Source organism: Primorskyibacter sp. S87 (assembly GCF_049801055.1).
Classification (GTDB): domain Bacteria; phylum Pseudomonadota; class Alphaproteobacteria; order Rhodobacterales; family Rhodobacteraceae; genus JBNAGF01.
This window is the reverse complement of the sequence record NZ_JBNAGF010000002.1, coordinates 494,461-508,313: the sequence shown is the minus strand read 5'-3', so window position 1 is coordinate 508,313 and position 13,853 is coordinate 494,461. Positions and strand designations below refer to the sequence as shown.

The 13,853-nt window shown below is 56.4% G+C and carries 11 protein-coding genes; 3 read left to right on the top strand and 8 right to left on the bottom strand.

Translation table 11 applies throughout. The annotated features are described in order from the left end of the window. Window positions 1–10 precede the first annotated feature (10 nt). The 4 genes from ACP15U_RS05990 to ACP15U_RS05975 all read right to left on the bottom strand — a co-directional run bounded on the left by ACP15U_RS05990 (window position 11) and on the right by ACP15U_RS05975 (window position 6,498). Window positions 11–1,060 carry a DUF475 domain-containing protein gene (locus tag ACP15U_RS05990; RefSeq protein WP_425044230.1) on the bottom strand — a complete coding sequence of 350 codons (1,050 nt, stop codon included), beginning with the start codon at window positions 1,058–1,060 and terminating at the stop codon, window positions 11–13. Window positions 1,061–1,063: 3 nt separating this feature from the next. Beyond that, the gene (locus tag ACP15U_RS05985) at window positions 1,064–3,547 is read right to left on the bottom strand and encodes a TRAP transporter large permease subunit (protein WP_425044229.1); all 2,484 of its coding nucleotides are present in this window, start codon (window positions 3,545–3,547) and stop codon (window positions 1,064–1,066) included. Between the two features lie 111 nt (window positions 3,548–3,658). Next, window positions 3,659–4,753 (bottom strand): TRAP transporter substrate-binding protein, encoded by a 1,095-nt coding sequence (locus ACP15U_RS05980; RefSeq protein WP_425044228.1) that lies wholly within the window; start codon window positions 4,751–4,753, stop codon window positions 3,659–3,661. Between the two features lie 143 nt (window positions 4,754–4,896). Then, on the bottom strand, window positions 4,897–6,498 hold the full coding sequence (locus ACP15U_RS05975; protein ID WP_425044227.1) for a GMC family oxidoreductase: 1,602 nt from the start codon (window positions 6,496–6,498) through the stop codon (window positions 4,897–4,899). Between the two features lie 99 nt (window positions 6,499–6,597). Here ACP15U_RS05975 and ACP15U_RS05970 point away from each other — a divergent pair, with 99 nt between their 5' ends. Further along, window positions 6,598–7,368: an IclR family transcriptional regulator gene (locus ACP15U_RS05970; RefSeq protein ID WP_425044226.1), complete on the top strand. Its 771-nt coding sequence runs from the start codon at window positions 6,598–6,600 to the stop codon at window positions 7,366–7,368. A gap of 82 nt (window positions 7,369–7,450) precedes the next feature. On the opposite strand, the gene ACP15U_RS05965 is transcribed toward ACP15U_RS05970, so the two are convergent. From ACP15U_RS05965 to ACP15U_RS05950, 4 genes are all read right to left on the bottom strand, one after another. Then, window positions 7,451–8,104, bottom strand: a complete 654-nt coding sequence (locus ACP15U_RS05965; protein WP_425044225.1) for a YrbL family protein — start codon at window positions 8,102–8,104, stop codon at window positions 7,451–7,453. 210 nt (window positions 8,105–8,314) lie between these two features. Next, window positions 8,315–8,965 carry a sulfotransferase family 2 domain-containing protein gene (locus ACP15U_RS05960; RefSeq protein ID WP_425044224.1) on the bottom strand — a complete coding sequence of 217 codons (651 nt, stop codon included), beginning with the start codon at window positions 8,963–8,965 and terminating at the stop codon, window positions 8,315–8,317. A 145-nt stretch (window positions 8,966–9,110) separates the two neighbouring features. Next, window positions 9,111–9,752, bottom strand: coding sequence for an outer membrane protein (locus tag ACP15U_RS05955; RefSeq protein ID WP_425044223.1), 642 nt, complete (start codon window positions 9,750–9,752; stop codon window positions 9,111–9,113). A gap of 203 nt (window positions 9,753–9,955) precedes the next feature. Next, window positions 9,956–10,903 carry a hypothetical protein gene (locus ACP15U_RS05950; protein ID WP_425044222.1) on the bottom strand — a complete coding sequence of 316 codons (948 nt, stop codon included), beginning with the start codon at window positions 10,901–10,903 and terminating at the stop codon, window positions 9,956–9,958. Between the two features lie 596 nt (window positions 10,904–11,499). On the opposite strand from ACP15U_RS05950, the gene ACP15U_RS05945 reads away from it, so the two are divergent. Beyond that, window positions 11,500–12,666 carry a glycosyltransferase family 4 protein gene (locus ACP15U_RS05945; RefSeq protein WP_425044221.1) on the top strand — a complete coding sequence of 389 codons (1,167 nt, stop codon included), beginning with the start codon at window positions 11,500–11,502 and terminating at the stop codon, window positions 12,664–12,666. A 199-nt stretch (window positions 12,667–12,865) separates the two neighbouring features. Next, the gene (locus tag ACP15U_RS05940) at window positions 12,866–13,783 is read left to right on the top strand and encodes an NAD-dependent epimerase/dehydratase family protein (RefSeq protein WP_425044220.1); all 918 of its coding nucleotides are present in this window, start codon (window positions 12,866–12,868) and stop codon (window positions 13,781–13,783) included. Window positions 13,784–13,853 lie beyond the last annotated feature (70 nt).

Here is a 13,853-nt window from a genome sequence, read left to right as displayed (position 1 = left end):
AATTTCGAGGTTAGATTTCGCGTTTGTTATGACGGATCGATGAAAAGAAGGCGTATCCGATAAACGCCACGCCAAGACATCCGGTCAGGATTTCCGGCACATGGGTCAGGGATTGCACAAACATGACCATCGACAACGCAAAGATTGAATAGAATGCGCCATGCTCAAGATACCGGAATTCGCGCAGAGTGCCCTTTTCAACCAGCATGATAGTCATCGACCTGACATACATCGCGCCAATCCCCAAACCGATCGCAATGAGCAGAATATTGGTGGTCAGGGCAAAGGCACCGATCACACCGTCGAAGGAGAAACTGGCGTCCAACACTTCCAGATAGAGGAAGGCACCCAATCCGCCTCGGGCGCCCATCTTGGCCATCTGGTTTGCGCTGTTGTCCAGAAAAGTGCCCAACCCATCGACCAGTGTGAACACCAACAGGCCCGATATGGCTGAAAACAGAAAGGTCGCACGGAAATCGGCAGGAAGGTAATTCGAAATCACCAGCATGATCACCAGAACAAAGGCGATCTCGAAACCGCGCACCGACCCACAGCGGCGCAGATTGCGTTCGAGAATGACAATCCAATCGATCGACTTGTCTTCGTCTACAAAGAACTTCAACGCCACCATCATAAGAAAGGTTCCGCCAAAAGCTGCAATAGAACCGTGGGCGCTTTTGATGATCCGCGAGTACTCGTCCGGATCCGTAAGAGCCAGGCGAACCGCCTCGAACGGGTTGATCCAGGCGAAAATGGCGACGATGGCCAGCGGAAAGACGATGCGCATTCCGAACACGGCGATCAGGATACCCCATGTCAGGAACCTCTGTCGCCACACCGGTGTCATGTCGACCAGCTTGTTCGCGTTCACAATGGCGTTGTCGAAGGACAAGGCAATCTCGAGGCTTGCCAAAACCACGCCGATCATCAGGAACGACAGGACACCGCCGGTCGTGCCCTCGGTTGCCCAACCGAGCCAGCCGGACAAGATCAGCCCAGTCGCGGTCACGATCAGAGGCCACTTGAGATAAGAAACCGCCGAGCGCGGTGTGGAATTCATATCTTATTCTCCAGCCATGACTTTGGGCAACCAGAGAACCAGCTGCGGGAAGGTAAAGAGAAGGATCAGGCCAAAGAGCTGCACCAGCATGAACTGCATCATGCCGAGATAGATGTCTCTGAGATCCCAGTTCGGCACCACTCCTTTGAGGAAGTAGGCAGACAGGGCCACCGGCGGCGACAGCCACGCCGTTTGCAAGTTCACCGCAACCAGAATTCCGAACCAGATCAGGAAGTCATAGGTGCTTTCGAACCCCGGAAGATCGAGAGCAACGACCGTGGGCAAAAGAATCGGCACCACGATCAGAACAATCGGGACCCATTCAAGCGGCCATCCCAGAAGAAAAACCAGTACCATGATCAGGATGAGCACCATGTAGGGCGACAGATCCAGCGCCAACAGGCCATCGGTCAACATCTTGGGTGTGCCAAGGCTGGAGAATTCGGCTCCGAAGAAATTGGATGCCGCGACAAGGAACATGATCAGGACAGTGATCTCCAGCGCCTTGATGAGACAATCCATAAACCCGGAGAGCGAGAACTTGCGGTAACCGATCGAGAGGAGGATGGACCCAAACGCACCCATGGCGGCAGCTTCGGCCGGGGTCGCCAACCCCAGAAGGATCGACCCCAATGCAAAGCTGATAAGGATCGTCGGCGGCATAAGCCCTCTGAAGAACTCATCCCAAAGGTCGGAGAAATAGAATTCTTCCTTCGCGTCCGCCCGGAAGATCGGCAGGATCAGGTAGGCGGCGAGTGTCATGAGGATCAGCCATGAAACTGTAACCACAGTGGACACGCCCGATAGGCTGCCCCCCATTAGCGCACTGATCGAAATTGCCATCTGGCCGCCAATGGTAATGGGCGCAACAATGCGCAGGATGCTGAGGTTCCTGTAAGCAAGATAGGCAACACCGAGTGCCGCAAGCGTTGCGATCAGGCCCGCAAAAGGAAATACGCCGGCAAACACGCCGTTCAGGGCCCAGCCGAAAACCCGGCAGACGGCAAGAACACCGACAGAGATCAGCACGACTTCGATGCCATAGCGGTTCGATGTCACCGGTTGATCCTTTTCGGAAAGGATCGGGCCAAGATCAGGATTTAGCCAGCAGCGGCCAAGCGTGTAGATCAGGTAGAGCGAAGCCAGCAGCGCACCCGGGATAAAGGCCGCGCGGAACAGGTCGAGAACCGAAACCTCCAGCACCGGGCCCATGACAATCAGCATGATAGAGGGTGGGATGAGGATACCCAGTGTGCCGCCTGCCGTGATCGTTCCTGCGGCAAGCTGAACGTTGTAGCCCGACCGGCTCATTGTTGCGCCCGCCATGATCCCGAGGATTGTGACCGATGCCCCGACGATCCCGGTTGCTGCAGCAAAAATCGTCGACACCACGAGGACCGCGATATAGAGCGCTCCGCGGACGCGGGCCATGATCATCTGGATCGACCCGAACAGGCGCTCCATCAGACCGGCCTGTTCCATCACGATCCCCATCAGGACAAAAAGCGGAACCGCCATCAGCTGATCGTTCAGCATCGTGGAGTTGGTGTTGAGCGTCATCAACAGCGTGGTCAGTTTGAAGTTTGCACCCCAGATGCCAAAGACGAAGGCGAGAAAAATCAGCGTGAACGCGATCGGGAAGCCGATGAAGATCACGAAAAGCATCGCTGCAAGCATGATCAGGCCAATGGTCGGCTTGGATATTGCCGGACGGGCCTTCATGACCTCGGTGAACCATTCCCCGCCGGGCACCAATTCTGGTGCAAAAACCGCCATAACAAGCCAGGTCAGCCCGACCAGATAAAACGGAAGGGCACGGACAAAGATACGCTCCCGCTCTTTTCCCATTTTGTGAAAGGCGCGGAAAATCTCAGGAATCCCCTGCAAAAGCAGAAGGAAGCCACCGACCGGCATCGCCGTGCGCGCAGGCCACAAGAGCGGCCCCCATGCGCTGTCGATCTGCATTGTCTCGCCCGTGGAGTAGGCCAGCCACCAGAACTGGGCGGAAACAACGGTAAAAAAGATCATCGAGGGAATAAAGAACAGAAGATACAGGATCGCATCGACCGTCGCCTGCGTCTTGGGCGACCATGAGCGATACAGAAAGTCGGCCCGGATATGCACCCCGCGCATCAGACCGTAGCCCGCCGCCGCCATGAACAGGACCCCTGCAATCATACGGCTGGTATCATAGACCCAAAGCGTAGGGCCAAGGCCCAGAGACTGCGCCAGATCTTCGAACCCGGCATTGGACAGAATGGCAAAGGAGTTGCGCGAAAACACCTCGTACACGACCACCGCGATCAACGGCACCATGAGCAGTGCGATGATCTGCCCTGCGCGGTAATTGATCAAATCGATGGCTGCGGTGATCGGGCGTTGCCAGGAGGTCATGTCTTCTGGGGTCTCGCCCGGCTTTTCGGCACGGCGCTCCGCGATCAGCTCGTCGGCAACTTCCAACTCGTCCGGGTTGACTTCGTCAGCCATTTTGTTGGTCCCATCATTCGTTGATTGCCCGGTTTCGCAGGGCGGCAAACCACCACGGGCGGCAGTGGCGAGTGGCCCATCCCGGAGCGTTATCCGGGATGGGTAAAGGTTTTACTTGAGCGATTCAGCGTGCGCGCGACCCAAGCCAGCGTTGGACGCCTGCGCACCGGCCCAGAACGGCACAGCGATGTCGGCAAAGTCCTTTTGGGACTGCCACACCTCGGCAAAGAACTCGTTCTCGTCCGCCGCTGCCTGCAGGGCATTCTTGGCCGCTGCCATGTACTCGGTGAAGTAGTCCGCCGGTGTATCTTCCAGAATGACACCGTGATTGTCGGTCAGATCCTTCAGAGCCTTGCCGTTTTCATAGATGCGATACGACATGGACTTGGACAATGACGCGTTTGCCGCAACTTCCAACGCTTTCTTCTCGAGATCCGTCAAGCTGTTGTAGAAGTCGAGGTTCACATACATGTCCGCGTTCACAACAACCTGATGCAGCCCCTGCAGATAGTAGTGCTTGAGCACTTTCTGGAAACCAAAGACCGAGTCCGGCTTGGGGCAGCACCATTCAGCCGCGTCGATCGTGCCTTTTTCCAGCGCCGGCAGGATATCACCACCGCCCATAGCAACGGCGGGCACTCCGATGTCGGCATAGGCGGCACCAACCATGCCCGGAGGCGCACGGAAGCGCATCTGGCGGAAGTCGTCCATGGATTTGATCGGCTCGGGGAACCAACCAAGGGCCTCGGGGCCAACCGGCTGCAACATGAAGCCTTTGACGTTCACGCCCATCTCTTCCCAAAGACGGTCATACAGCTCCTTGCCGCCGCCATACTGGAACCAGCTGAGGAACGCGATGTTATCAAGGCCAACGCCGGCACCGGCCACCGGTGCGCCAAAGAGGTTGGCCGCAACATGCTTGCCACCCCAGTAATGCGTCCATGCAAAGCCGCCTTCGACAAGTCCGGCGTCAACCGCATCCATGATGTCACGCGGTCCGACAACGGCACCTGCCGGCAAGACCTCGATCGTGAGCGAGCCACCCGTCAGAGCAGCCACGTCCTTGCCGAACTCGTTTAGCATGAAGACTTCGTCTGCCGTGTTTGGCAGAACCGACTGAATGCGCAGAACCTTTTCGGCCATTGCACTGGTTGCCGTAAGCGCAAGAACTGCTGCGCCGACCGCAAGTGGTTTCAGGTTAAACATTAAATCCTCCCAGATCTGTGCCCTCTGATTAGTGATTTTTTTGCTCCCCGGGGGCGAAGGCTATGCCCGGAGTTTTGTCCATTATCTTTGTCTGCACCTCGCAAATCGCATCGTGCTCAAGTGCAAGTCTGGATGAAAACGGGTCATATACGAGCATCCTCCAGCACCATGTCACTGACCTTTTCCCCGATCATGATCGCCGGGGCGTTCGTGTTTCCACTGACGATCCGGGGCATGATCGACGCGTCCGCCACCCGCAGCCCATCAATGCCGATCACACGCAGACGCGGATCAACCACTGCCGTTTCGTCGATGCCCATCTTGCAGGTGCCGGTCGGATGATAGATCGTCACCGCCGTCCGGCGCGCCCAGTCCAACGTGGCTTGTTCGTCCTCAAACGCGATACTGGCACCGGGCGCATGTTCCTCGGTTATGTGCGTTTTGAGCGGTTCGGTTCTGGCAATCCGCCGGGCAATCTGAATGCCTTTCACGATCGTGCGGCAATCGGTTTCCGAGTTCAGATAGTTGGGGTGAATTTCGGGATGATCATCCATGCGCGCCGACTTTAGTTTCAAATGTCCGGCGCTTTCGGGCCTCAGTTGCAGGACCGAAGCCGTGAAGGCCGAGAACTTATGCGCACCCTCTGCCGGGCTATCCGCGCTGAACGGCTGAATGTGGAACTGAATATCGGGTGTTTCCAGATGGTTCTCGGTCTTCAGGAATGCCGTGCCCAAACTGGCAGCCATTGTCATCGGTCCGCGTTGGGTCAGGGCGTATTGCATTGCAATCATCGCCTGTTTGAACAGGCTGCTGGTTTCGACATTGATGGTACTCAAGTCGGTTTTGAACACCGGTCTGGCTTGCAGATGATCCTGAAGGTTCTTGCCGACGCCTTTCAGCTCGGCTTTTACATCAAGCCCATGCGGACGGATTTCATCGGGATCCCCGATCCCGGACAGCATGAGGATTTGCGGAGATCCGATTGCCCCGGCACTGAGCACGACCTCGCGTCGGGCCATGACATCCGTCGGACGACCATTGATATGGGCGCGAACACCGATCGCGCGCCCGTCCGAAATCAGAACCTTCTCGATTTGGGCGTCCGGCAGAATTTCGAGGTTCTGTCGCGACCGCGCCGGTTTGAGATAGGCCACCGCCGACGAACATCGACGCCCTCCCTTCATGGTTAGCTGGAAGTAGCCGACACCTTCCTGGTCGGCGCCATTGTAATCCGGGTTGCGCCGATATCCAGCAGCGACGGCGGCATCGACCCACTTGTCGACCACCTCACGGGTCAGGCGCGACGTCTGAACAGAGAGCGGGCCGTCCCTGCCCCGCAACCCGCCATCATCATCACCTTCCCAGCTTTCAGAGCGCTTGAAGAACGGCAGAACACTGTCCCATGACCAACCCGTGCAGCCCATCTGCGCCCAACCGTCATAGTCCTGCGGTTGTCCCCGCACATAGAGCAAACCGTTGATCGAACTGGACCCGCCGAGAACACGACCGCGGGGCCAGGGAATGGAGCGTCCGGCAATGCCGGGATCGGCCTCGGTTCGATAGCGCCAGTCGGTTCGGGAATGACCCATCGTTCGAAAATACCCGACGGGAATATGGATCCATGGGTTGGTGTCCCGCGGCCCCGCTTCGAGCAAGGCGACAGTGTACCGGCCGTCTTCGGAAAGACGGTTTGCAACAGCACACCCGGCCGAACCAGCGCCCACGATGACGAAGTCAAACTCCATTTTCTTCCTAAATATCAAAAATTGAGACTATTATTCCCGTTTTTTAACGCTACAGTGATTCGTACTCAAAGCAACAAACATTTTGAATCGACCCATCACATGGCCGACACTGAACGTATCCCGACGAACCTGAGAACTCTGCTGATCCTTGAGATTCTTGGCAAAAGCGACCAGCCTCTGACGGCGACCGAAATCAATGCTTTGCTGAACCTGCCGAAACAGACGGTCCACCGGCTCTGCGTGACGCTGGAAGAAAACGGCTTCATTACACGTCAGGGCAACTCTCGCCGATATCAGGTGGCGCGCCGCCTACGGCAGCTCGGGGTCGGATTGCTGCACAATTCACGCGATCACATCGTCCGACGGCAGATCTTGATGGAAGTCGCCCGGCAAGTCGGTGAAACCGTCAACTACGTTGTTCCGGAGGCTTCCGGAATGAACTATTTGGATCGGGTCGAGACAGATTGGGCGTTTCGCATCCAGCTGCCAGTGGGCACGCATGTGCCTTTCCATTGTACCGCCAGCGGAAAATGCTTTCTCGCCAGCCTCAAGCCAAAGCAGAGAGCCAACTTTGTTTCCTCCCTCACGCTTGAGCAAATGACGCAGTCCACCCACACGTCCGCAGAACCGCTGTTACAGGAACTGAAGGAGATTTCCCGTCTCGGCTATTCGCTGGATCAGGAGGAGTTTCTGGAAGGTATGGTGGCCATAGCGGTGCCCGTGACCGATCCATCCGGACGCTTTGTTGCAGCTCTGGCCTTTCACGGGCCGACCCAGCGGATCTCACTTCCGGACGCGGTCAAGGAAACAGAGTTTCTGAAAACCGCCGCAAGCAGGCTTAGCAATGCCCTATTTCTGACGACCGATTGAGTTCGCACCTGGCTGGCGCGGCGACATTGGACCACATGCGCTGGAAATAATAAGTTCGATATCACTCTAAACGTCGATGATTTCAAACGACTTTCTTCGATCCCTGCACGGCATGATGGGTCGTACCAGGAATACGCCGGATCCGCCGCCTGCGCCTGGCAACAGACGCTTTGAAAGCAAGATTGCTATAAAGCGTAATCGGCAAGAGTATCCGTTCGCCCAGACCATCGACCACGACCAGACGCCCATTGCGCTCGCGCGCACGCACGACGTTCGCGGCGCTGAAATCGCCGACGATAATGCGGCCCCGTTCCAGATCATCCAGCAACTCAAGGAGTTCATTCCGGATCGTGTCCCGCCGGGGATCCCCGGCAGACAATTCAGCCAGTTCCTCGGCGACGGTCATCGCCAAATCGCCGTCCGGTGAGGTCATTTTCTCGACAATCAAAGCCGGACCTTCTGACGTTCTGGCAAAGCCCATGAATTTGGCCAGACAATCAATTTCCGGACAGCCGCGGTGCAAAGCCGCAAGGTATTCATTGGCCTCTCGGTTCCATTGACGCAGGTTGCCATAAAGAAGCTCGGACGGGCGCTTGAGGATCCTGTGTTTGAGAAGCCGCCGTTTGCCCGGCTTGTCGCACCGTACCTTGAGCAGGGCACCCGAATTGTCGGGATGCTGGTAAATCCTGTAGTTCTGACTCTCGCGCAGAACCGGCGAATTGCTCAGATCAATCATGCCAAATCAAACTTTCTCTGATCCGAAACGCCGGCATAAAAAAAACCATACTCTTGGCAACTCTCAAAAAAACATCGCAAAAACAAGCGACCAACAGGCCAAGTAGATCGCGCGAACCCCAAAAGGCAACGGGCCTTTCGGTCGTAAGCGGAAACTGGCGTGCCGACGACCGCGATGTTTCCGGTGCAATATTTGGCGAGCTTCGCGGCATTATCCCATAAACCTGAGAAGAAAGGACTTTTTTCGCTTGCTGCCGCCTTCGAACTCATAGCCGAGTTCTTCGATATCCCTAGCATAGATCCCGGCAATGGCCTCGCGTGCCCGATCGTCATAATAATCGCGATAGTCGGATCGCTTGGTTTTCTTGCGATGACGGATCAGCGTTCGGCGAATGCCGATTTTCTTAAGAACATCCCGCAAGTCACTGTCATAATTCTCGAAATGCCCAATGTAGTCCAGCGGCCGATCTCCGTCTTGAGTTGTCAGATACTCAAACTGGGGTCGGAAATAGCGGATCTTCAGAAACTGCTCGGGATCATCTGCGAAGGCGCGCGTGAATTCGGCGAATGTAGGATGCGAATTCACGCTCACCATCTCCGGTCGTCTTTGGCAAACATAGTGATAAGCGGATACGGCCCGATCCCAAGGATTGCGCACAAAGCTGAACTTGAAATAGTCCTTGGCTTCATCGCCCATGACCTCAAGCAGTTCCGAGATCGTTTCGCGCCCACCATCGCGTGGATCCGTCTGATTCACCCGACGTCCAAAGAAACTGTCCCGCTTGAGCAAAGTGGTCACGGTGGACCCGCCATTCTTGGGAATGTGAACAAAAAGAGCCTTGTGGGAAGGATAGATAGGCATTCGACGGCTCCTTAAGAACCAAAGGGTCGCGCAACGCGTGTCGCGATAGCGAACCGGTTGAGGGCATAACGGTTTTCCCGGCAGGACCGAGGGTCTTTCCTATCGCACCTATGGCAATCATTGATCGGATACATGATCGGTCCCCTCAGAACCTGTATGCCAGCTGAACGGAAAGGGTGCTGACCTTCAGGTCGGTATCCTGAACGGCTTCTTCGAACTTTCCATTGAGATCGCGGTAAGTGAAATCCCCCGAAACTCTCCATCTTTCAGACAGATTGTACTCAAGCCCCAAACCGAGGTTCAGCCCCGTCAGACTGGTCTGATTTGGCCGGGCGCCAAACCCGCTTCCGGGATGCACACGGAACTGGGCCCACGACCACCCGACTGCGCCGTAAACCATCAGATCGCCCATTACATAGCCGACCCGCCCGCGAATATCCGCCATGTCCATGACTTCGCGATCTTCCGGCGTCGCGGGATCGCGATCCGCCAGCCGGACAAGGTTGATGTATCGGGCTTCTGCACCGTAAACCACATCCCCGCGTTGGAAATTGTAACCGAAAAAGGCACTCAGAACCTTGCCTGTTCCGGGATCAAAAGGCGCATAGACCGTTCCGCCCGACAGAACGGGGTAATCGGTTGTGCCGCTGGCGGTCGCAGCGCCAAGCCCAAGCCCTGCATAGGCACCTTCAAAGGCGTTGACGGCCGGTCCGGACGTCGCCTCGGCCAAAGCCGGGGTTCCGAGGCCCAGGGCGCTGGTGAGCAGCAATGCTTTGGTCAGTCTCATTCCATAGTCCTGTATTCGATAGGTTTGGTCCCAGCCTGTTCGGCTCCGGCGTTATTTCGGGCACGATGACTCTCTGGATAGTTGCCTGAAAAGCAGACAGATATCTCGCCGGAGCATCCCCTACGACATTGCACCGGCAGCTTAAAGTGCCATACGGCAAACTTACGCCGACTGTGATGTTCCGGCCCTCCCGGAACTGGTGCTCAGAAACTGATGCCAACCCCCATGGCCAACCCGTCATATTCCTCTCCGAAGAGATAGTGCACCATCAGCCGACCTCTAGAGACAAAGCTGAAATTTGTTCCCGAGACATCGAGCTCCAGTCCGGCTCCGACCTTTCCCAGCCAGTCAAGATCCAGAATCCTGCCCTGATCACCGGCATAGTGGGTCAGGCTGGCTTCCCAGACCGACCGGATTGGCCGGTTCTGCCACTGCCAGTTGCCAATGGGAAACCGCAACCGCGTCCAGGCCGACGTCGAGACAGCTTTCGCTTTGGCGTTCAGATCCGCACTGCCGAGGATCGAGTAGAGCCTCAGGTTGGTATGACGGAACCGTATATCTATGTCGGCCTTCGGCGACCGTTTTTTGTAGGCCAGCAGCAACGAGCCTCCGACACCACCGGTGGTCATGCCGCCATCGATCAAAAATTCGGTATCAACGTCCAACGCGTCCGAGACCAGGCTGCCCAGGATGGCAGCGTCGCTTGCAATATGGCCGAGTGAAACATTGACGATCGGCCGAAGAGACCAGTGTTCATCTAGTTTCCAGTCATATCCGACGCCGCCTGTCGCAGCAGCACCGTTCCACCTGACCGGAATGATCAGATCCCCCGAGGGGCGGCCCAGAACCAAGGTCGGATCATACCGTTGAAACCCCAGATACCCTTCCAGATAGAGCGGGACATTCTCGTGAACCCGAAAGCCACCACCGACCTGAAAGCTGAGATACCTTTCCTCATCATTGCTTTTGCTCTTGAGCGAAAGCCCGCTGGCCGAGTCATTTGGAATGGCAATGAAGCCAAAAGTCGACAAGGCCTGATCAGGGAACCGGCTGATCCCATCGCCAAGACGGATGTCCTGCGACCGTGCGGGTACGGCAAGCAGCAAAAGAGTAAGGCACACGCATACAAGGACAGACAGCAGATGGCTCATGCTAGGACACTCGAGCCGCCGAACTGATTGTCGGGGCACAGTGGCATAAGGGCCAGCCGACTGCACCGGCCACCAAAAACCCGATTGAGAAAGAACGTCCATTGGTCAGAATGCAGAGCCCTGAGAACGAACGGCAAAGTCACCTACTCTCGTCGTTCCGGCACCTAACTCCTTGTCGTAGCGCAGCGATCCGGCGACAGCCCATGCGGCCATCGCGGCCTTATCTGCAACTAAGCCGTATTCGTCAAGCCGGCCACCCGCGTTTCCCCGGGTGCAAGCATGCATCAACGTTTGATATCTCTTTCACAGCCTATGGCCCGACCAACACGCCTGCCTTCAGATCGCTTGCTAGATTCCCCTGAATTGAGGGACTTGCGCCGGCGCTCCAATTCGGCAACCTTTAATTGAGCGTTGGTCATTTGAGGCGGCGCAACGATCAATGGCTGCGATGTGGCACAAGCGTAAGACACAACCCCAGGGCCGGCTCATTTCGTCCGGCCCCTCCGGCAAGGAGACATTTTTGCCCCAATTCCCACCAAGTTCCGGTCGCGTGTCGGAGCGATCCAAGCAATTCATGGCTCGCAAAGGCCCAAAGCATGACAACTGACAATTCATCCAAGCAGATTGACGTTCTATTCATCAGAAATATCCGCGGCCTCGAACAACCCTCTGGCGGTGAGGTCTACCTCGTGAACCTCGCCCGCGCACTTCCTTCAGCAGGTGTCCGACCCCACTTTCTTTTCGCGGGGAACCGAGGGGCAAATCACGACATCATCCTCAACCTGTTCCGTGACGCCGGCGCCACCTTTGATCTTTGCGAAGTTCCCTCACCACTCAGCCGCATTGATCTGAAGGCGGCAAAGAAGGTCATTCGAGATCGCAAACCCGATCTCACCCATTCGATCGACCACCGTGGCGATTTGATCGGCGCGCTCTTGGCCAAAGACTGTCCGCCGGTGGCTAGCTTTCTCGGCTGGACCAACTTCTCACCGGGTTCATTGCGCTGGAACGTTTACGGCGCCATTGATCGGTATGCGCTGAAACGTATGGAGATGATCTTCTACGACTCCAAGTTGATGACTGAAAATCTTGGCAAGTTGTCGAATTCACCAAAGCTGCGATACGTGCCGAACGGTGTTGACCCTGACCAGTTTATAGCGGATCGGGATGCATTCTCTGGGGACAAGCCGCTGACGTTCATTCAGATAGCCCGCTTTCACCCCAACAAGGGGCAGCTGGACTTTGTTCGCGCGGCACATCTTGCAAACAAGCTGCGCCCGGGCCTCAAGTTCATACTCGTCGGAAATGCGGCCCCTGAGCAAGAAAGCTATGAACGCGAAGTCAGGGACTACGTGGCGGCGAACTGCCCCGACTGCATCGAATTCACGGGTCCGGTTCCTCATTCGGCACTGCCGGGTTTGATTTCCCGAGCCGATGCTCTTGTGGCACCTTCGTTTCTCGAAGGTTTGAGCTATGCGGTTCTGGAATCAATGTCGATGGGGCGCGTTCCGATTTGCTACAACACAGGCGGACTGAGCGAAGCCTTGAGCGCCGGTCGCAACGGGATTGTGGTCGAAACCGGAGACGTTGGCGCTCTTGCTGATTGTTTTGTGGATCTTGACCAAGATCGCGGCAAGGGGCGTGCGCTTGGACAGGCCGCGCGTGAACTCGTTTTGCAGAAATACAGCCCTCATGCCATGGCCGAAGGCGTCTCGGCCGGATATCGCGAAGTTTTGGAACGGCGACTGAGCAGAAACAACTAGAAGCGATCCCGTCGGCAGGCCATGCTGGCCTCGGGACAAGCCTGCCCTTTGAAGGGTTGCTACCTGTTGCTCTGGGAAAAGCTGTTAAGCTACGTCTGTTGAGGCTAAGACAATGTGTCCCAAGGCAACCTGTCGGTTGACAGCATTGTTGAGGGCCGCAGAAGGTTACGATTGGCACCTGGGTTTGAAAGGGAATCACATGAAGGCACTCTTGATCGGCGGCAGTGGATTCATTGGTTCCCACGTGGTGGATGTTCTTTTGAAACGCGGTCACAAAGTCCGGGTTTACGATCGAAGCCCCGAGCGGTTCAGGCAAACCCGAAAAGGGGTAGAATTCCAATCCGGACAACTGAACGACACCGCCGCCCTTGCAGAGGCACTGGCTGGTGTGGACCAGGTCTTTCATATGGCCAGCACAACGGTGCCTTCGACGTCTGATCTGGATCCGATCGCCGATATCGAAGGCAATCTCATAAACATGGTGCGTTTGCTGAAGCTGATGAGAGAAGCGTCCGTGAAGAGGATCATTTTTCTATCGTCAGGCGGAGCGGTTTACGGGGTCACCAATACCTCGGTCGTGCCTGAGGATCATGCACTTAAACCAATCTCTTCATATGGCATCGTTAAGGTTGCTATTGAAAACTACCTTCATGCTGAACAGCAATTGCATGGATTGAGATCACTGGTGTTACGCCCTGCCAACCCGTATGGCCCAAGGCAGGGCCGCAGTGGTGTTCAGGGAGTTGTCGGAACATTCATGCGCCACGTCGCGCAGGATCAGCCTCTGGAAATCTGGGGCGACGGAAGCGTTGTGCGCGACTTTTTTCATGTCGCCGACTTGGCTCGGCTCTGCGTCGATTGTGCCGAAGCGGACATCACCGGTGTCTTCAACGCCGGAAGCGGCACCGGCCATTCGATCCGAGAAATTGTTGATATGATTGCAAAGGCATCTGGGAAGGACCCGGTGATAAACTACAAACCGGGGCGGGGATTTGACGTGCCAAAGGTTGTTCTCGACATCAGCGCAATCAAGTCCCGCATCGGGTGGTCGCCTGAGATTTCACTCAGGGAAGGCATCTCGGAAACGTGGGACTGGCTGTTGGCACAACCCGAGTGACACCACCCCTCCTCTCAGAATCCCCGATCAGAAACCTTTCGGCGCAGAACGGGACCTGACCCCGATCTCG